17 protein-coding genes and 1 tRNA gene are annotated in these 18,571 nt (G+C 48.6%); 12 read left to right on the plus strand and 6 right to left on the minus strand.

The annotated features are described in order from the left end of the window. The first annotated feature begins 187 nt into the window (after positions 1-187). The 5 genes from K7P01_RS09250 (at position 188) to creD (ending at position 5,035) form a co-directional block, all read left to right on the plus strand. The gene (locus K7P01_RS09250; RefSeq protein ID WP_267292118.1) at positions 188-1,027 is read left to right on the plus strand and encodes an alpha/beta hydrolase; all 840 of its coding nucleotides are present in this window, start codon (positions 188-190) and stop codon (positions 1,025-1,027) included. A 110-nt stretch (positions 1,028-1,137) separates the two neighbouring features. Next, positions 1,138-1,761 carry a hypothetical protein gene (locus tag K7P01_RS09255; RefSeq protein ID WP_267292120.1) on the plus strand — a complete coding sequence of 208 codons (624 nt, stop codon included), beginning with the start codon at positions 1,138-1,140 and terminating at the stop codon, positions 1,759-1,761. 16 nt (positions 1,762-1,777) lie between these two features. Further along, positions 1,778-2,080, plus strand: a complete 303-nt coding sequence (locus K7P01_RS09260) for a winged helix-turn-helix domain-containing protein (protein ID WP_267292122.1) — start codon at positions 1,778-1,780, stop codon at positions 2,078-2,080. Between the two features lie 49 nt (positions 2,081-2,129). Beyond that, entirely contained in the window at positions 2,130-3,548 is a 1,419-nt protein-coding gene (locus K7P01_RS09265) for a B12-binding domain-containing radical SAM protein (RefSeq protein WP_267292124.1), read from the plus strand. Between the two features lie 20 nt (positions 3,549-3,568). Beyond that, positions 3,569-5,035, plus strand: coding sequence for a cell envelope integrity protein CreD (creD, locus tag K7P01_RS09270; protein ID WP_267292126.1), 1,467 nt, complete (start codon positions 3,569-3,571; stop codon positions 5,033-5,035). A 79-nt stretch (positions 5,036-5,114) separates the two neighbouring features. Here the strand turns inward: creD and pruA are convergent, their stop codons facing one another. From pruA to K7P01_RS09285, 3 genes are all read right to left on the minus strand, one after another. Further along, the gene (pruA, locus tag K7P01_RS09275) at positions 5,115-6,746 is read right to left on the minus strand and encodes an L-glutamate gamma-semialdehyde dehydrogenase (protein WP_267292128.1); all 1,632 of its coding nucleotides are present in this window, start codon (positions 6,744-6,746) and stop codon (positions 5,115-5,117) included. A 63-nt stretch (positions 6,747-6,809) separates the two neighbouring features. Then, complete coding sequence (locus K7P01_RS09280) at positions 6,810-7,541, minus strand: YjjG family noncanonical pyrimidine nucleotidase (RefSeq protein ID WP_267292130.1); 732 nt, start codon at positions 7,539-7,541, stop codon at positions 6,810-6,812. 26 nt (positions 7,542-7,567) lie between these two features. Beyond that, positions 7,568-7,969 (minus strand): ArsR/SmtB family transcription factor, encoded by a 402-nt coding sequence (locus tag K7P01_RS09285; protein ID WP_267292132.1) that lies wholly within the window; start codon positions 7,967-7,969, stop codon positions 7,568-7,570. Positions 7,970-8,056: 87 nt separating this feature from the next. Between K7P01_RS09285 and K7P01_RS09290 the strand changes: the two genes are divergently transcribed. Continuing rightward, the gene (locus K7P01_RS09290) at positions 8,057-8,698 is read left to right on the plus strand and encodes a carboxypeptidase-like regulatory domain-containing protein (protein ID WP_267292134.1); all 642 of its coding nucleotides are present in this window, start codon (positions 8,057-8,059) and stop codon (positions 8,696-8,698) included. A 156-nt stretch (positions 8,699-8,854) separates the two neighbouring features. Further along, positions 8,855-8,929, plus strand: a tRNA-Pro gene (locus K7P01_RS09295). A 330-nt stretch (positions 8,930-9,259) separates the two neighbouring features. Here K7P01_RS09295 and K7P01_RS09300 read toward each other — a convergent pair. Together K7P01_RS09300 and K7P01_RS09305 are read right to left on the minus strand one after the other, a co-directional pair. After that, positions 9,260-10,279, minus strand: a complete 1,020-nt coding sequence (locus K7P01_RS09300; RefSeq protein WP_267292136.1) for a HEPN domain-containing protein — start codon at positions 10,277-10,279, stop codon at positions 9,260-9,262. A 402-nt stretch (positions 10,280-10,681) separates the two neighbouring features. Next, positions 10,682-11,614 (minus strand): hypothetical protein, encoded by a 933-nt coding sequence (locus tag K7P01_RS09305; RefSeq protein WP_267292138.1) that lies wholly within the window; start codon positions 11,612-11,614, stop codon positions 10,682-10,684. A 1,372-nt stretch (positions 11,615-12,986) separates the two neighbouring features. Between K7P01_RS09305 and K7P01_RS09310 the strand changes: the two genes are divergently transcribed. From K7P01_RS09310 to K7P01_RS09330, 5 genes are all read left to right on the plus strand, one after another. Further along, positions 12,987-13,121 (plus strand): hypothetical protein, encoded by a 135-nt coding sequence (locus K7P01_RS09310; protein WP_267292139.1) that lies wholly within the window; start codon positions 12,987-12,989, stop codon positions 13,119-13,121. Positions 13,122-13,479: 358 nt separating this feature from the next. Continuing rightward, a complete protein-coding gene (locus K7P01_RS09315; protein ID WP_267292141.1) occupies positions 13,480-14,301 on the plus strand; it encodes a helix-turn-helix domain-containing protein in 822 nt (273 codons plus the stop codon). 67 nt (positions 14,302-14,368) lie between these two features. Beyond that, entirely contained in the window at positions 14,369-14,890 is a 522-nt protein-coding gene (locus tag K7P01_RS09320; RefSeq protein WP_267292143.1) for a YybH family protein, read from the plus strand. Between the two features lie 24 nt (positions 14,891-14,914). Then, positions 14,915-15,379, plus strand: coding sequence for a nuclear transport factor 2 family protein (locus tag K7P01_RS09325; protein ID WP_267292145.1), 465 nt, complete (start codon positions 14,915-14,917; stop codon positions 15,377-15,379). After that, positions 15,376-16,626, plus strand: coding sequence for a styrene monooxygenase/indole monooxygenase family protein (locus K7P01_RS09330; RefSeq protein WP_267292147.1), 1,251 nt, complete (start codon positions 15,376-15,378; stop codon positions 16,624-16,626). Before K7P01_RS09325 ends, K7P01_RS09330 begins: the two co-directional genes overlap by 4 nt. A 188-nt stretch (positions 16,627-16,814) precedes the next feature. Here K7P01_RS09330 and K7P01_RS09335 read toward each other — a convergent pair whose 3' ends face one another. Continuing rightward, positions 16,815-18,365, minus strand: a complete 1,551-nt coding sequence (locus tag K7P01_RS09335; RefSeq protein WP_267292149.1) for an alpha-L-fucosidase — start codon at positions 18,363-18,365, stop codon at positions 16,815-16,817. Positions 18,366-18,571: the final 206 nt, after the last annotated feature.

Raw genomic sequence — 18,571 nt, forward strand, 5'->3', positions numbered from 1 at the left:
AAATTTGGGAGTGCAATATTAATAGGTTGAGGGGGAATAATCCAAAAGCTGGGGAGATTTTTCTTACAATTTTTAAAAAAGTGTCGTGCAGGACACCGTAGCCCAAAAAAATGAACATCTTCGGAAAAATTCAGGTCTATCTATGCGCCTCATTTTGAAATCATTCTACACGCTATCGGTTCTTTTTATGGCTTTTTCCGTCCTGGGACAAAAAATTCCGTTGTACCCCGCCACGGAGAAAACAACGATCGACGGGTTTGAAAAAGATAAGGAACCGCCGTACCTGGAGTTCTTTAAGGCCCTGCCCGACTCCGCCAGCGGCACGACCATTTTGGTATGCCCCGGGGGTGGCTATTCGCACCTGGCCGACCAGCACGAGGGGCGTGATGTTGCGGCCTTTTATAACCGGCATGGCTACAATGTTTTTGTGCTGCACTACCGCCTGAACTCGCCCGACCAAAGTGGCCATCGGTTCCCCGACCAATATCGCGATGTGACGACAGCCCTGCGCGTGATCAAGTCGCGTGCAAAAGAATGGAAGTTGAACCCCGAGCGCATCGGCATCCTGGGATTTTCCGCGGGCGGTCACTTGGCTTCTATGGCCACCACCATGCACCTGCCGGCAGTGAAGAAAGCAAAGTCGCCGTTGGAGCAATACAACTCGCGGCCGGCCTTCTCTATTTTGATTTATCCAGTCATTGCTTTGTCGGGCCCGGCGGCGCACCGCGGCAGCTGTGAGATGTTGCTCGGTAAGAACCCTGACGATGCCCTGGTTGATTCGCTCTCGACCTATAACCGCGTCGATGCACACACCCCTCCTACCTTTTTAGTTCACTCTACCGACGACCAGGCCGTGCCGCCGGAAAACAGCCTCCTCTTCTATCAAGCCCTTCGCAAGCATGGCATACCCGCCAGTCTCCATGTTTATGACCACGGCGGCCACGGCTATGGCATGGCTCCAAAAGATGATGCGTTGAACACCTGGCCGGATCTGAGCGTGGCCTGGCTGAAAAAACTCGGTTATTAGTCCACCTGAATATCAACACGTTGCAGGTGCTTGTAGAAAATGTCTGCTGTTTTGGCAACTCTGATCCAAATTGTTCGTAAGTTTACTTTGTTACCCAAAGTACTTTAGCAATGAAGAAAATCCAGGAGTATGAAAAGGATCTCGCATCGATCCGAACGATGATGGAGCGATCCGCCAAGTTCATCTCCCTGAGTGGCCTGTCGGGTGTGTTAGCAGGTATCTATGCCCTCGGCGGCGCGGTAGCGGCTTACTTTATTGCGTATTACCCGGTGTCACCGTTGCGGTACCGTATTTACTCTGTACAAGATCCTGCCACATTGCTGAAGCTGATCGCCGTAGCGGTTGTGGTGTTAATCGCTTCGCTGACAACGGGCATTATCCTGAGCAGCCGCAAGGCACGGCACGACGGCAGCAGCCTTTGGACTCCCGCCAGCCGCAGATTGTTGCTCAGTGTATCGATACCGTTGCTTACAGGTGGTATATTTGTCCTGATCATGTTGGGTACCGGACACTACGGTCTGGCCGCCCCGGCCTGTCTCGTTTTTTATGGGCTGGCGCTAATACACGGCAGCTCGAATACAGTGGACGAGATTCGGTACCTGGGTTACTCGGAAATTATTCTCGGGCTCATCGCCACGAGCTTTCCGGGATACGGCTTGATCTTTTGGGCAATCGGTTTTGGTTTATTACATATTTTCTACGGCAGCATCATGTATCGAAAATATGAGAAGTGAGTGAAGCAACGACGACGTGAAAAACCCTTTTGAACAACTCGATAAGGTATTAGAGCACAGCACGCGGCTGCAGATCATGTCTATGCTGCTGATGCACGACGCTATTGACTTTAATACGTTTAAAGAGGAGCTGAAATTGTCAGACGGCAGCCTGGCCTCGCACATGAAAGCGCTGGAAAAGGAAAACTATGTGGCCGTGACAAAATCTTTTGTCGAGCGAAAGCCAAAAACAAAATACAAGATCACGGCGAATGGACGGCACGCCTTTAAGAAACACATCGACGCCCTCGAGGCGGTGGTAAGGCAGCAACGCGACTGATTTTTTTTATCGATACACTTTCAATTTAAAAGTACTTCTGTAGTAATATATGAAGGTTAAAATGATATTGCCTGCACTGACGGAAGCAGAGAGTCCGTTCTGGCGCCCAATCAAATATTCGCTCTTCCCTCCCCTGGGATTGGCGACGCTGGCATCGTATCTGTCGCCGGACGATACGGTCGAGCTGCAAGACCAGCACGTAGAGCGCGTCGACCTCGACGACCGGCCCGACCTGGTCGTGATACAGGTATACATCACGAATGCGTACCGCGCATATGCTTTCGCCGATCACTACCGGGCGAAGGGTTCGTATGTTGTACTGGGTGGGCTGCACGTAACTTCATTACCGGAAGAAGCCGCGCCGCATGCCGATACGATCTTTCTCGGTCCGGGGGAAGAAACCTTTCCACAGTTCCTGCGCGACTTCCGCGCCAAAAGACCGCTGAAGCGCTACTTCTCTGCGATTCGTACGCTGGAAGGTATTCCCCCCATACGGCGTGACCTGATCAAACGCCATCTTTACCTGGTTCCCAATTCCATCGTGGTAACACGTGGCTGCCCGCACCATTGCACCTTCTGTTATAAAGACGCATTTTTCGAAGGCGGTAAAACGTTCTATACCCAGGCCGTGGACGATGCCCTGGCGGAGATCGATCGCCTGCCCGGACGCCACCTCTATTTCCTGGACGACCACTTGCTGGGCAATGTAAAATTTGCCTCCGCGCTCTTCGAAGGCATGAAGGGTATGAACCGGGTGTTCCAGGGCGCCTCCACCATTGACTCCATTCTGCGGGGTAACCTCATCGAACAGGCGGCAGAAGCTGGGCTGCGCAGTGTGTTTGTAGGTTTCGAAACATTCTCGCCCGAGAACCTGCGGCAGAGTAACAAAAAACAAAACCTGCAAAAGGACTATCAGCGTGCGGTCAAGCGCCTGCATTCCCTCGGCATTATGATCAACGGCAGTTTTGTGTTCGGCCTGGACGACGACGGTCCGGATGTTTTTAAACGCACCGTCGACTGGGGCGTCAGCAACGGCATCACTACTTCTACTTATCACATTCTAACGCCTTACCCTGGCACTGCGCTGTATACCGACATGCAACGGCAGGGACGTATACTGACGGACAACTGGGATTTGTACGACACCCGGCACGTGGTCTACCAAACGCGTCGCCTGTCGGCCGAAGCCCTGGAGGAGGGGTATCATTGGGCATATCGCGAATTCTATCGCTGGAGCAACATTACCAAAGCGAGTCTCACGCACGATTCTGCCAAACACATGCTTAAACATTTTCTCTACAGTGGTGGTTGGAAAAAATTCGAGCCCCTGTGGAATGTCCTGATCAAGACCCGCAGCCTGGAGAATATGCTGCCGCTGCTGGAAGCGATTCTCGCAAAAGTGCGCACCAAACCCGAGCCTGCAGTCGAACAGCCGCTCCCAGCATCTTCAACCCTCACCCTTCAATAGCATAACACAACTAACTTCTTATGGAAACTACACCTTCAACTCTCAGCATCTTTGACCGCATCGGCGCCTGGTTTCGCGAATCGGTCTTTGTAAAACTTTTCACCATTGGCTTCCTCACGCTTATTTTGCTCATTCCGCAGTCATGGATCGAGTCATTGGTCCGCGAGCGACAGTACCGGGCCAGCTCCGTTGTAAACGAGATCACCTCGAAATGGTCGGGACCGCAAACACTGGCCGGCCCCGTGCTCATCATTCCATTCACGAACCGCGAGCGTATCGACAAGGGCAAAAACGGTGTCGAGATCCGCGAATGGAAACAGGAAGCATACTTCCTGCCAGAACAACTCGATGTTAACGGTAACGTCTCCCCGCAAGTCTTGCACCGCGGACTGTTTGACGCTGCCGTGTACGAGTCGGCCATTGATCTTAAAGCAACCTTTGCAAAGCCTAATTTCAAAAAGCTTGGCGTCGCCGCCCAGGATATTCACTGGGGTGAGGCTCAACTGGCTTACTGTCTGAGCGATCTGCGCGGCATTAGTGACAATCCGGTGTTTATGAACGGGAAAGCCGTATTGAATGGTGAGCCTTCCAACCAAATCGGATTCTCTACGCCCAGCGCAAGTGTGTCTTCGTTTTTGGACGACGATCGTGGCGATGAAACGTACACCCCGGCTGTTTCGGCCGAGAGCGCAGGGCCGAGCGGAACCGGCATTGTTACTACATTGCCGTGGCAAACCGAAGCCGACTTTAACGGCACTGTTACCGCAAAGCTTAACCTGAAAGGCAGTAGCTTGCTATACTTCGTGCCTGTTGGAAAAACTACCGACGTAAGCCTGAACGGCCCGTGGGCTAACCCCAGCTTTGACGGTGAATTTTTACCGGAGAAGCGTGAGATTACAGACAAGGGTTTCAGCGCCCATTGGAAGGTGCTCCATTATAATCGCCCATTTGCACAAGAGTGGACGGGCACCAACACCGAGCTTTCCGGCGCCAGCTTTGGCACACGCCTGCTGATCCCCGTCGATCAATATCAGAAAAGCATACGCACAGCGAAGTATGGCATCTTGATCATTCTGTTGACGTTCGTTTCGTTGTTCCTGGTAGAGATCATCCGTACTATCCGCATTCACGCTTTTCAGTATTTGCTCATCGGTGCCGCGCTGATTATCTATTATACCCTGCTGCTGTCGTTGTCAGAACACGTGGGTTATAACATCGCCTACTTGATTGCATCTGGTGCTACGGTATTGCTGGTAAGTTTGTACGCGGCCAGCTTCTTGCGTAAGGGTGGCATGATCGCTTTCTTCGGCGCTATACTGGTATTCTTCTACGGTTTCATTTTTGTGATCATTCAGTTGCAAGACTATTCCCTGTTATTGGGTAGCATCGGACTGTTTATTGTTATCGCGTTGGTCATGTATTTCTCCCGCCACATAACGTGGTACAAGGAAGAGGTGCTTGCACAGGATACTCCTATGGGCTCATAGGGTTTCATACCGTTGTCTATAAAAAAAACAGCAGGCCAAGGAAGGGGGCCTGCTGTTTCTGTTTCAGTATATCGTGTTCTTATTCTTTGTCGAGGAACGGGTAACGATAATCTACCGGCGGTACAAACGTCTCCTTGATGGTGCGCAGAGACGCCCAGCGCAGCAGGTTTACTTTGGCACCTGCTTTGTCGTTGGTGCCTGAACCGCGCGCGCCACCGAAAGGCTGCTGGCCTACTACGGCGCCGGTGGGTTTGTCGTTGATATAGAAGTTACCCGCCGCGTTCGACAGCTTTTTCGCTGCCAGCTCGATGGCGTACCGATCCTGCGAGAAGATCGAACCCGTCAGTGCGTAGGGAGATGTGCTGTCTACAAGCTCAAGTGTTTCTTCGAAGTTATCTTCGTGGTATACATAGATTGTCAATACCGGTCCGAAGATCTCTTCACACATGGTAACCGACGAAGGGTCTTTCGAGACAACAACCGTCGGCTCTACAAAGTATCCTTTTGTCTTGTCGTACTTACCCCCGGCGATGATCTCGTTCATCGGGTTCTTACGGGCCTGCTCGATGTAGCCGGTGATGGTATTGAACGCACGCTCGTCGATGACAGCGTTGATAAAGTTACCGAAGTCTTCGGTGCCGCCCATTTTGAACGTCTTCAGATCTTCCAGCAAGAATTTTTTCACATCTTCCCACAGGTTGGACGGGATGTAGGCGCGGGATGCGGCCGAGCATTTCTGCCCCTGGTATTCAAACGCACCGCGTGACAACGCCGTGGCTACTTCGCGCGCGTTGGCACTGTTGTGTACCATCACAAAGTCTTTGCCACCGGTCTCTCCGACAATGCGGGGATAGGTTTTGTATTTCTCGATGTTCTGACCAATGGTCTTCCACATGCCGCGGAACACTTTGGTGCTGCCGGTAAAATGCAGACCGGCGAAGTCGGGATGGTTGAATATCACCTCGCCCGTCGCGGGGCCGTCGGTATAGATCAGGTTGATGACACCGGCGGGCAGGCCCGCCGCGCGAAACACCTGCATGATGACGTTGGCCGCATAGACTTGTGTATGGGCTGGCTTCCACACCACGGTGTTACCCATGAGGGCCATGCTGGAGGGCAGGTTGCCGGCAATGGCGGTGAAGTTGAAAGGTGTCAGGGCGAAGGTAAAGCCTTCGAGCGGACGGTATTCCATGCGGTTCCAAACGCCGGGAGACGACTCGGGTTGCTCCTGGTAGATCTGCGTCATGAAGTATACATTGAAGCGCAGGAAGTCGATGAGCTCACACGCAGAGTCGATCTCTGCCTGGTACGGACTCTTCGATTGTCCGAGCATAGTCGCGGCGTTGATCTTATAGCGGTACGGACCGGCCAGCAGGTCGGCTGCCTTCAGGAAGATGGCGGCGCGATGTTCCCAGCCCAGGTTGGCCCACTGTTCTTTGGCGCCCAGGGCGGCATTGATCGCCTGCTCTACGTGGCCAGCGTCGCCTTCGTGGAAGTAGCCCAGGGTGTGTTTGTGGTCGTGAGGCGGTGCCAGGCGCTTTTTCTCGCCGGTGCGCACTTCTTCGGCACCGATATACATCGGTATATCCAATTCTTGTGCACGTGCCTCTTCAATTGCTTTCTTTAATGCTGTGCGCTCTTTGCTGCCGGGGGCATAGCTCAGCACCGGTTCATTTTTGGGATAGGGAACCTGAAAAAATCCTTTTGGCATAATTCGATCCGTTAAGTAGGTATTAGACTAATGCGTTATTCAGGGGGGCAAAGGTAATCGAAATCATAGAATCTGACGCAGTTCGGAAAGACAGGTAATTTCATGTGTTACAACGGCCTGATGGCTGTTCTTTTCGGGGTTAAAGAACACATGATCGATGGCGGCATCGCGTGCGCCCCCCATGTCGGTGACGAGGTTGTCGCCGATCATTATCGCTTCGTGGCACACGGCTGCATTGCTGCGCAAGGCATAATCAAAAATTCCGCGCGCGGGTTTTTTACAGCCGGCGGTTTGCGAGGTCACAACGTGGCCGAAGTAGCGGTGCAGGCCGGCGGCGCGCATCTTGGTATGCTGCATTTCGTCAAAACCGTTGGTAACGATCGTCAGCGCGTAGCGGCCGTGCAGGTACGCCAGAATTTCGTGCGCGTGCGGCATGAGGTTGGCTTTTTGCGGACAGATCGCCAGGTAGTCGCGGTTGAGGTCGACGAGCAGTGCTTCACTGTAGGCGCCAAACGGTTCGAGCACTTGTTTGAAGCGCTCGCGGCGGAGTGTTTCGGTGTCGATGCGACCCGTGTCGTAGAGGTCCCACAGGGCCAGGTTCACCGTGCGGAAGCTGGTCATGAAGCTTTCGAAGTCGGTTACACCGCGGGCCGCGAGGTTGTATGTGCCATAGAGTTCTTCCAGCGTCTCGCGGGAGTTGGTCTCGTAGTCCCACAGGGTGTGGTCGAGATCAAAAAGCACACATTTATAACCTTTCCTTACGCCTCCGGCCGTCTGCATATTTCTTTCGTTCATCACTTTTCGTTCCACTGTTGTCATTCTTACACCCGGGCGCCGCCCCGTTGCTGCCACTCCTGGATCTGCCGCTTGTTGACGGCCAGCTCCCGGTTGGTGAACATGGTCTGGTACACCTGCAGATCTTTTTGCAGCTGCACATCTTTTCGTAAAAATTGGAAGATCTGTTTGATGATGTCGCCGACTTCGTCTTTTATGTAATAGAAAACCCAGTGGTTGTCGCGTTTGTGGCTGAGGATACCCGCGTTTTTCAGATAAATGAGGTGGCGCGAGGTTTTGGTCTGTGTAAAATCGAGGATTTTTTCCAGGTCGGTGATACACATTTCGCCGTTCACAAAAATCAGGTGCAGAATGCGCAATCGGCCTTCATCCGCGCAGGCTTTAAAAATCTGCGATCCGAGGGTGAGATTAAAACTTTTCAGGCGCATGGTACATCCTTCCTTTACCGCCAAAGGTATAGAAATTAGGGCGTTATAGGGCTTATCTTTATATTTGAAATCAGAGTTCAAGAACACGTGAAAAAGAACCAGCAGAGACTCCTATTCGCCCTGGTGCTGATCCTGACAGTCCTGAGTGGCCTGCAGACGGCGGAAGCGCAACAACGAAAGCGGGTTATCCAGCTTTCCGGGGTGATTTTGGGTGAGGACAGCGTTTCCGGCATTCCTGGAGTGCACATCTACGTACCCAAAGCCGGCCGCGGTACGACGTCCAACAGCGTAGGCTTTTTCTCCATGCCCGTGCTGGTGGGCGATGAGATCGTCATCAGCTCCATAGGCTTTCAACACCGCTACTTTACAGTTCCCGAGAACGCCCCCGAATACCAGACCATCATTGTCAGCCTGGTACAGGACACGACCATGCTGCCCGAAGTGGTGGTTGTGCCGTTCCCGACAGAAGAAATTTTCAAACAGGCCGTTCTCGCCATGAACCTGCCCGCCGACGATGCGCGCATTGATAAAAGGAATTTCAATGACGAGCTCCTGGCGCTAATGCTGAAGACCACCCCCATGGATGGCTACCAAAACCAACGGTACTACCTGAACCAGTGGGCCAGCTCTACCAGCGACAAATTCCAGCCCGTTACAAATCCCTTCCTGAACCCATTCAACTGGGTGAAGTTTTTCAATTCGCTGAAAAAGGACAAGAAAAAGAAGTAGTGCCTGCCGATCGGCTTTTGAGAGTTGATCTTTCTTAGTATTATTGCAGCCGTTTTGCTTGAAACGGGTCGAAAATGAGCAGAAATGCAAGGTTTTTGATTCCGATAAAAGAGAAATGGGTAGCTGGAAATGTTCAGCTAAAACCGGTAGAATTCTCGGGGTGTAGCGCAGCCCGGTTAGCGCACCACGTTAGGGACGTGGGGGTCGGATGTTCGAATCATCTCACCCCGACTTAATAGTAAAAGCCTTCAAAATCTGCGATTTTGAAGGCTTTTTTTGTTTGACGCTAGTACCCTTTCATCGTTTTCTCTGAATAGCGGCTTTTCGAGTTCAAATTCACTCAAGTTCGTTCTGCAAATTCAAGGAAACGCTGGTTGCCGAGGAATGTCCCATCCGGGCGCTGCTAACGCACCAAACTCACTTGTCAGGTACAGGTTCTCGATCCTCCAAAACTCAGGAAAAAGCGGCGCGGCTTTTTTAGGACAGATGCAAAGTGGTTAATGAATGTTCTCGATATATAATAGTGTAACAAATTTACACCTGGATAATTGAGGTTTTTTTTCATGTAAAAATTAAGCTGCTATACCAATCATCGATGCCCTCTTTTTTCAAAAGGAATTTCTCATAATCCTCCATAACGACTTTTGTTAATATCTGCCTTGTTAGGGTGTCAACGCCAACACAAATCATGTCGATACCTTTATATTTATCTAATATTCCCTTAGATAAAGAAGCTCCGTGAATATATTGCGATCTTAAGTTGTAAGCATCTTTTAGAATCTCATAGTTAGCAATTTTATCCTCTTTTTTTCCACCTAAATAGCAACTTGCACGATAAGCTACCTTATGAGCGATCTCGGCGTTATCAGATGAAAATAAGCACTCGTAGATCGCCATATAGAAGGCGATCTTGTGCGGAAGGAAAGAAAAGGATCGAGCAATAGTCAGAAATTGTAGCGAACGCTCAATTCTTGAAAATCGATTATAATCAACTGCATGCAATGGATTTTTGTTTGCTATTGGATTTGGTGTTTCTATGTGTATGTGCCTATCAAGTATATGATTAGGCATTAATTCCTTAGCCCGTTGGTAGATTTCATAGGCCCGATCTATTTCTTCTTTAGTGAATGTCATTGGTTGATAGATCCCCGATGCCATACTATTTCGTATTTGCCGATCTTCGATATGCATATAGTTATCTGGAGCATCGAATTTAATCTGATCTTCTATTAGTAGGCAGCCCGCTCCAATAGAATTGTCTTTGATGAACCATAAAAACGATAGAATTCCATCTAAATAGTTACTAAGAAATAGGCTAAGCGCTCGAGTATCCGCCACTTTGTAGTATTTGAAAGCTTCCTCCTTTTCCATCACGGAAATAAGAAATGGATTATTATTGTGGAAACGACTAAGTCGGATCGCTCCAAAATTTTTTATATCCGTAGCGGTATATGGGAAGTTTCCATGTCGCATTTCGAATTTACCAAGACGTGTAAATGCCTCCTTCGCAGATGGAATTTTTAGCCCGATTACGTCGCACGCCGCTATTAGTGCATTTTTATAGTCATTTTGAATATTCATAACTGAATAGTTTTTTTTAAAAAGATGGATTTATTTTTTATTTTTTCATAGCATCAAACCCTTCCTCAGCAATTTTCTGATTTCTCAGCCCATATTGCAAACCTATTGCTTTGAATGCCTTACCAGCAGTCCACCTAGTTGCTCTGGCCAAAAAAAACAGTTTCTTCCCAGCTTAGTAACATGATGGCGTGGTGCCAGAATGCAGAGGAAGATGAAATGCGAAGGAAATGCGATGGAAATGGTGTTGTTTAAAAGCGCAACGGGTGCACCAACTTCAAGTCACTTGTCATCCTAAGAGCTAGGCAGTTTTTTGTCCGCCAATACAAGCCATTGACCTGATGATTGAGAACACTTTTGCCTGAAGCGTAACGTCCGGGATCTTTTAAAATATACAGCGTGAAGTTATTTTTCGTCTGTTTGCTTATATCTCCAGTCATCCCATTCCTCTCTGTAAATTACTGTGAGTAAATACTGATTGCCTTTACTGTCGGTCACTCTTACCGGCACCTCATTATTGTTCTTCCTTGCAATCTCACGATAGTGCTCATGGATCATGTTATCCAGATTGATGTACTGATTGTGCAAACTGATTGTATTGTGAAAAATATCAATCCATTCGTCGAAAGAGACTGCCTTCAGTTGTGCTGCAAGGTCTTCTTTCACAAAATTATTGGGGTGGATGTATCTACTGAGAAAAGAATAATTGGAGTGGGCAATGCTGTTTCTAAGTTGCGTCTTGTATGTATCTTTTATCATCTGATAAATGGTGGGAGAGATTTTCTTTAACCTGTCCCTGATCTTTAGGCGTATAATATCCTGACGCGATCCTGTTGCATCAGCATCGCGGGATGATTCCTGAACCCTGAAATACCAATCATAATGTTCACCGTTCAAAAGCCGGACAAACTGATACAATTTCTTGATGATTAGATCAGCTTCCCAAAACTTAAGGTAAATCAGCATTTCCAACTGGATGGTTGTCTCTTCAATATCAACCAGCTCGTCAATTTCCGCATTTCGTTCAGGACTGTACTCGTGCAACTTCAGATATTCGGGCAATGACATTTTAGCAATGTTCATTCGCCGGTACTTATCTATAAAGGAATAATGCGCTTGTTCAGAATGCCCCTCGTGGCCGGGTCCGATCACATGTGCATCACGCTTTCTTATTTCTCTGGCATTCCATTGCGCCGTGTCCTTATTAAAGGAACCATTCAGGTGAAGCAAAAAAAGATCAGATTCGTGGCTTTGTGTTTTAAGCGCTTCTGTGAACAGGCGATGAATCTCCGGATTCAAAGCTTTCTCCACGATGACAAGTTTATCTTTGAAAATCATAATTACGCGGTTTTGTTTAAATTAATAAATTCTGTGTATTGCTCATGTGCAATGAAATTGCGGACTGCGCAACCTATTTGCGCAGGAAAATGAGAAATTGATTTTTTCTTACCTTATTCCGTTCTAGGCACTGCCAACAATCTTTCTTAGTTATAATTGATCATAAGTTGCTAGATTTTTACCGCCTGGCCTGCAGATTCTGGTTATAAATGGTTTGCAGTAATCTAAATATCGAAAATGGTTTCACATCTGACAGGATATAGCTGAAAAACTACACACTCCAGATGGTCGAAATCTGTTACCGAATGGCTATGCTGATTAATAAATGAATCTTTTCTTATACCGTGCCCCAGAATAAGTGTCTTAATTGTAATGGGCAAGTTGATTTCAAAAATTAAATATATATTATGTCTCATCAAAAAGTAATTATTCTAAATATTCCTCAAGGGGGCCAAGGTGGCGGCCTAATTAAAAAGTTAGATACGCCCGAACTAGATAAACTGCTAGAAGATGGGTATGTAGTTAAAGATTTGCATCAAATTGCTAATACCCATCTCACTACAATAACGATTGTCTTAAGGAATGATTCCTAAATTTGTGGGATTGTCAAAGGAGTGCATATAACCGACTCGCCAGGATATCACAATACTTGCCATCGGAGTTAAATTCCGTTAATATCGCCCCGGTTGATTGCATGCCGCCGAAAGACAAGGCGACCGAATCCACGCACTTTGCTTTCATACGTGTGAGCTACAAGCCTACGCCAAGACATTCGGGGACTTCTCCCTGGATTTGTCTGGCGACAGACCTGCACTTTTTCCTCGCCGGATGAATTCGTTTTGGGACATAATTGGTTAAAACCGGTTGGTGCTGTTCCTTACTATTTTCTGGGGCTGTTGCCTTGGTAGTTGTATTACTTCAGATAATCCCTGGCATTTGGCCCCTTTGTCTGGCGTGGCCTGAAAAGTTTAAAATCCACGTCCTTGCCTAGAATTACTAGATTCAATTAATTTAAATCAGACTGCTACATTAATTATCTGTCTCAAATCAAGCAGGAAATAGTCCGAAAATTGTACACTCAGGGCGACCAATACAAAAAAGCCTTTTCCGCCTTTGGCGGAACGGGCTTTTTTATTTTATGGATGTCCAAGCGTCCCGCTTGAGCATCCATAAAATAAAAAGGCCCGAGAGTGAGCGACAGCGAACGGAGGCTTTCTTGTTTTGACGCCCACCCAATGGATGATCCAGGTAATCATTCAATCACTTATAAACTCAATGGTTCTGTGCCCTATTTGTGCCCTCGCCTCTTAACGGTAGGTTAGGGCACGGAAGGCCGAATTGATCAACACGCTTCATTTCAAACCTTAAAACCATGAGTGTTTCAAACATCCTCCGTACCCGTTTCATCATCAAGAAAGACAAAGCCAGAGACAACCTCGCACCATTATACGTCCGCATTGCCTACGGCACCAGTTCAGTCGATTTGCCTCTCAACTATCAACCTTAGACCATCATCGCCCTGCACGCATTTTTTTATTTTATAAAATAGGCCTGATATACTTTTATTCATAGAAGGTCAATCTCCCTCCTTCCAAAAGTTACGCCATACAGTTTCCGATCTATCCAGCAACGTCTTGGCGTTTATGATCATGGGACTGTCAGCCATTTTAGGGTTAGCGCAAAGTTCTTAATCAGAAGAACATTTAATGCTAATTCCATCGCATTTACTCCCTACCGTGCCACGACAATATATCCCGCGGACATTTTAACATTCAAGTCGTGAAATACATATTCGCTACATTCATTTGACGCGGTGATTGTCCGTAATTTTTATTATCTTTCCTTACGACGTATAAGCAGCGACTATGCTCAGTTATCAGAAACATAGCTCCCCACCGATACTGGAACCGTTTATTGTGTGCTATTACGATCTTGCCTATACCCATGGTGAAACACAGATTATCCAGTCGCCGCCCAGTGGCTACTCAGCCATAATTTTTAACCTGGGCGATCCATATGCCGTGCGCACAGCAGCCGAAAAGGACTTCCAGACCTTACCAGATTGTATATTAGCCGGACAACAAACAAAAAATTATCGCATACGACTTTCGGGAGCCGTACGCCAGGTAGGCATTGTGTTTAAACCTACAGCCATTTTCACGCTGTTCGATTTTTCAATGCGCACCGTAGTAAACAAACGTATAAGCCTCGACGCACTGCTGGGCGACCAGGCAGGGGTGCTTTATACATCTCTGAAAGCTGCCATGGATGTCGCCGAAAGGCTCGATATATTGAACAGATATTTTGCAACGCGGGTGGACGGCTATGAAAAAAGAGTCAATGTTGCGGATATGGCCGCAGAGCTTATTCTAAAAAACACCGGTAATATAACTGTTGAACGCCTGATGGAGGAGTTGTGCGTAAGCCGCCGGCACCTTGAACGTAAATTCCTTGAAAAGACTGGTCTTACGCCCAAACAGTATTGCCGCATTGTGCGAATGGCCCCCATTTCGAACCAGGTGGCCCATGCTTCGCGCGTCGATTGGCAGGACATGGTTTTTCAGGGCGGCTTTCACGATCAGAACCATTTCATAAAAGATTTCAAAGCCCTGAACGATCTGAGCCCCGCACGCTACCTACAGGAACACGAGGAGCTTACACGACTGCTGGAGAAAAAGAAAGAATAGTACCCAACCGCATTTTTACTATCGTCGCCGGTTTGCGCTCCATAGCTTTGTTAAAAAAACAAGGCCTATGAAAATTTTACTGATTAAAGGGATTGTGGCGGCAGCTTTCGCTGCACTATCTTTTATGGCCCCGAATCGGCCAGTGGCACGCATAAGCGCAGACGAGGATGCTATTAAAAAAGTGATCATTGCCGAGACCGAAGCCTTCTGGGATAAAGACTTCAGCACCCTTGCGAACCAATGGGCACACGGCAACTACGTGCGTGTAGTTGGATGGTGGCCGCGTGGCGGTGTAACCGTAATGAAAGGGTGGTCGGTTATCGGCGGCCGGATGGAGAAGCTTATTACAGACAATCCTGAAAAGAACCATCAGCAAGTGCGCCGTGAAAATATAAACATACGTGTTTCCGGAAACATGGCCTGGGTAACCTTCGAGCAATACGGTACCGATACTGGGGAGACAGCCATGGACATGCCCGGTCTGAGCTATGAAACCCGCATACTCGAAAAACAGGACGGACACTGGAAAATCGTATACGCAGGGTGGCTCCTCGATGGCGGAACCGAATCGAACCAGACAAAGAAGTAAATAGAATATAAAACAACCTCTCGTATGAATGAAACAAAAACGCAGCAGCAGGAAGCAACCTCCGTGCTGCAAAGGAAGGGAACTTGTATCGAATTCTTTTCCGCGTATCAGGAAATGGATCTTGAACGGATGCTGAATCTGTGCACCCCCGAAAGCATCGTTTACTTCGAGCCACTGGATCAGACCGGTACAGGTCGTGTTCACGAGCTTGGCAAAAACATCTGGACTGCACTGATGGAATGTTTCCCCGACCTCGACAACACGGTGACATCGCTGGAATGGATCGAAGCGCAGCATGCGGTAAAATGCCGGGTATCTATTTTCGGCACGCAACGAAAGGACTTTGCCGGTATTCCCGAGCATGGCCTTCGGTTCGATTCCGAGCACATCTTTATCTTCAAGTTTGACGACCAGGCGCTCGTAACCGAGTTGCGCGTGTTGTGGGATCACGACAAGTTCGTACAACAACTTACCCCGGCTGACCTATGAGGAAAATAGCAATCGCCGGTGCCGGTCAGTCCGGCCTGCACCTGGCCTTGGCATTGCTGCAAGCTGGTTATGATGTGACCCTGTTCTCCGATAAAACCGCGGACCAGATATTTAACAGCGCTCCTACAGGCGGCACCTATCTGTTTCACAGCAGTCTCCAGCTGGAAGATGCGCTCGGCATAAATGCATGGAAACACCGTGCTTTTTATTCAACAGCATTCGATATCAATTTCGGTACACCCGATGGTGCCTTCGCATTCGGTTTACATGCCGACCTCCGGCAGCCGGGTGTGTCGATCGACCAGCGCCTCAAGTTCCATCACTGGATAGAGCTGTTTCAGCAGCGCGGTGGTAAGTTTGTGGTCGGCGATGTCGACATACCGGCTGTAGAGCGCTGGACACAAACTTTTGACCTGGTGATAATATCTACCGGTAAAGGCCCGCTGTGCGGTTTGTTCACACGCGATGATGCCCGTTCCACTTGGGATATGGTGGCGCGCAAGCTCGTGCAGCTCCATATCACCAGCCGGTACGATCTGCCGTTCAAATCCATCAACCTCGGTAATATCATGGAAGGGGGACAGATTATCACCGCGCCGTTCTATCATAAGAGCGGTCTGCAATGCGCATGGCTTTTGATGGAAGTGATTCCAGGCAGTATACTGGATGTATTTGATGACGTGCAGGGCGGCCCCGCGCTGCTGGCAAAGGCCAAAGAGGTAATCAATCGGTATATGCCCTGGCAGGCAGCCGCTTTTGATGATGTAATGCTTGTAGACGACAACGCATTCCTCAAAGGCTCGTTTGTTCCCGTGGTGCGCCACCCCGTGGCCACGCTGGCGAACAAGGCTCCTATTCTCGGTCTGGGCGACACCGTTATACTTAACGATCCGATTGTAGGACAGGGAGGAAACAACGCAACCAAAATGGCGCATCACTATGCCACATCTATTCTCGCCCATGGCGACCGACCGTACGACGCAGCATGGATGCAGCGTACATTCGACTCGTTCTGGCAATATTCACAATACGTAAACCAATTCTGCGACATATTCTTGTTACCGCCTTCGCCCCATGTTATGCGGATCATAGATGCAGCACGATTTAATCCGTCTATTACAGCAGATCTCGTCAATGGCTTTAATCATCCACCCGATCTTTTTCCCTGGATTGACGAGCCAGCGGCGGGCACGGCATACCTGGAACGCAAAGCAGGAGCAGTAGCGGCCCCGGGTGTTATTCTGTAAAATTGCAATAGTCCGGACCGTCTGTCCGGATTATTCTTTTTCTTGATGGAGCAATGCCCCATCAGCGTCACGTCAGCAATCCTGTCGTCCCACTATAAGTAACAAAGAGTAACTCCTCTCCCGTATTTGCTAACGATGCCCATAGACGTGCAAGGCCATCATTGCAAGATTTCCTTTTACACCAACACCTACTTCTTCTTCCTGAACGAAGTAGTATTAACGGCATCAGGCTTTACAGCCTGCTGTTTATAAAGTCCAAAAGTATGAATAGCAGCGCATGCTTTCCCGCTCGTAATACGCAACCGGACTTGCTTAGCCGTTACCGGTTCAAATTTAACAAGCCACTTGTATCCAATAGTCTGTTTTCCTGTTGCCTCCTGTATCGGAGTCCACGTTTTGCCATTCGTCGAGTAGTCCACTGACCAGCCGGTGGTGCGATGCCCCAATTCAATAACCTCCTGCAGCATCAGGCAATCAAATGTTTTTGCTGCACCAAGATCAAAAACGATCGTGTCGGTTTTAAAAGCATCCGGCGTTGCATAGTAGGTGTTCTCAAGATTATCGACCAGGTTAGACGGTTTATATTTATCGCCGCGCGGATGAAGGCTCTTGATTGTAGCGCCGCTGGCCAAATTGGTTTTAAAGGTGCCGTTGATCCAATAACGAAGGCTATCCGTTCGCCGCGCATCGATCGGGGAGATTAATCCTTCCTTGTTAGGGGGATAATTTAACAACAATACACTGTTGCGGCCTACAGAGTTGAAATAGAGCTCCCATAACGCGGCAACACTTTTCACCCGTGCATCTTCTTCCGAGTGATAAAACCAGCTGGGACGGATGGAGACATCCACTTCCGCCGGAACATACGCTGTTCCATTGACTTCACCTTGATTCAATTCCGTGATATGCTCCGCTTCATCTCTGATAGAAGCAGGGTTGATCGTTGACCAGCAGGGATCGCCCGCTATTCCCGACTCATTTCCAACCCAACGGCAATCCGCAAAACGATAGGAATTCTTCGTTCCAAAGACAACACAGTTAGGTTGTACGGTGCGCACGGTATCATACCAACGCGTATAAAACGCCGTAGTAAGCTGGTCAGCACCGGCTCCATCCCACCATATTTCCCAGATGGGGCCATAGTTCCTTAACAACTCTGATAACTGGCTGGAATAGTAGTCGCTGTAGTCAGGAGTTCCATACCGCGAATCATGTCTGTCGTGAGGTCCCAGATAGATACCGGCTTTTATTCCCGCCACCTTGCACGCGTCGGTGAATTCTTTTACAAGATCGCCTTTGCCATTTTTCCACGGACTATTCTTAACCGAGTAATTGCTATGCTTCGTCGGCCAGTTACAAAAGCCATCGGCATGCTTGGCTACCAGGATAGCGGCAGGGATGCCGGCATCCTTCAGCACTTTTGTCCACTGATTGCAATCCAATGCCGTGGGATTAAAACGTTGAGGACTTGCCGTTCCATCGCCTTCGTTGTCGTTGGTAAACGTGTTCATACCAAAATGAAAGAAGGCTATCAGTTCACGGTGATACCATTCGATCTGCCGGGCATTCGGCGTTGGACCAACGGGCTTAGGGTCTGTTTGACCATTAACAACGAGTGGCAAAAAAGCCATCGTCAGGATGAATGTTGTGCACTTTTTTAATACATCTTTTCCAAGGCGCTCAACCAGTTTGACTGTTCTAATTTTACAATGCATCGATTTTTTTTTAGGTGTACACATTGATTTTCAAAGACTATTCATTTAAAATTAAATAGGATCTCCGCAAGATGTCCCCCGCCAGAACTTCACATGTCCTCTATTATATACAGCCGCACGCTGTTCTACCCTTACGCATTCAAGAAAATATCATTGATTGATCGAGGTACGCAACCCAAGTCCACTTACTTTATTATTCCGTTTACAAGCACATCCGTTTTCCATACGAT

The organism is Parachryseolinea silvisoli (assembly GCF_021190955.1).
Lineage (GTDB): Bacteria > Bacteroidota > Bacteroidia > Cytophagales > Cyclobacteriaceae > Ohtaekwangia > Ohtaekwangia silvisoli.

Coding starts and splice junctions, on each gene's coding strand:
- K7P01_RS09250 (WP_267292118.1), top strand. CDS start 188: ATGGCTTTTTCCGTCCTGGGACAAAAAATTCCGTTGTACCCCGCCACG.
- K7P01_RS09255 (WP_267292120.1), top strand. CDS start 1,138: ATGAAGAAAATCCAGGAGTATGAAAAGGATCTCGCATCGATCCGAACG.
- K7P01_RS09265 (WP_267292124.1), top strand. CDS start 2,130: ATGAAGGTTAAAATGATATTGCCTGCACTGACGGAAGCAGAGAGTCCG.
- creD (WP_267292126.1), top strand. CDS start 3,569: ATGGAAACTACACCTTCAACTCTCAGCATCTTTGACCGCATCGGCGCC.
- pruA (WP_267292128.1), bottom strand. CDS start 6,746: ATGCCAAAAGGATTTTTTCAGGTTCCCTATCCCAAAAATGAACCGGTG.
- K7P01_RS09280 (WP_267292130.1), bottom strand. CDS start 7,541: ATGAACGAAAGAAATATGCAGACGGCCGGAGGCGTAAGGAAAGGTTAT.
- K7P01_RS09285 (WP_267292132.1), bottom strand. CDS start 7,969: ATGCGCCTGAAAAGTTTTAATCTCACCCTCGGATCGCAGATTTTTAAA.
- K7P01_RS09300 (WP_267292136.1), bottom strand. CDS start 10,279: ATGAATATTCAAAATGACTATAAAAATGCACTAATAGCGGCGTGCGAC.
- K7P01_RS09305 (WP_267292138.1), bottom strand. CDS start 11,614: ATGATTTTCAAAGATAAACTTGTCATCGTGGAGAAAGCTTTGAATCCG.
- K7P01_RS09310 (WP_267292139.1), top strand. CDS start 12,987: ATGAGTGTTTCAAACATCCTCCGTACCCGTTTCATCATCAAGAAAGAC.
- K7P01_RS09315 (WP_267292141.1), top strand. CDS start 13,480: ATGCTCAGTTATCAGAAACATAGCTCCCCACCGATACTGGAACCGTTT.
- K7P01_RS09320 (WP_267292143.1), top strand. CDS start 14,369: ATGAAAATTTTACTGATTAAAGGGATTGTGGCGGCAGCTTTCGCTGCA.
- K7P01_RS09325 (WP_267292145.1), top strand. CDS start 14,915: ATGAATGAAACAAAAACGCAGCAGCAGGAAGCAACCTCCGTGCTGCAA.
- K7P01_RS09330 (WP_267292147.1), top strand. CDS start 15,376: ATGAGGAAAATAGCAATCGCCGGTGCCGGTCAGTCCGGCCTGCACCTG.
- K7P01_RS09335 (WP_267292149.1), bottom strand. CDS start 18,365: ATGTGTACACCTAAAAAAAAATCGATGCATTGTAAAATTAGAACAGTC.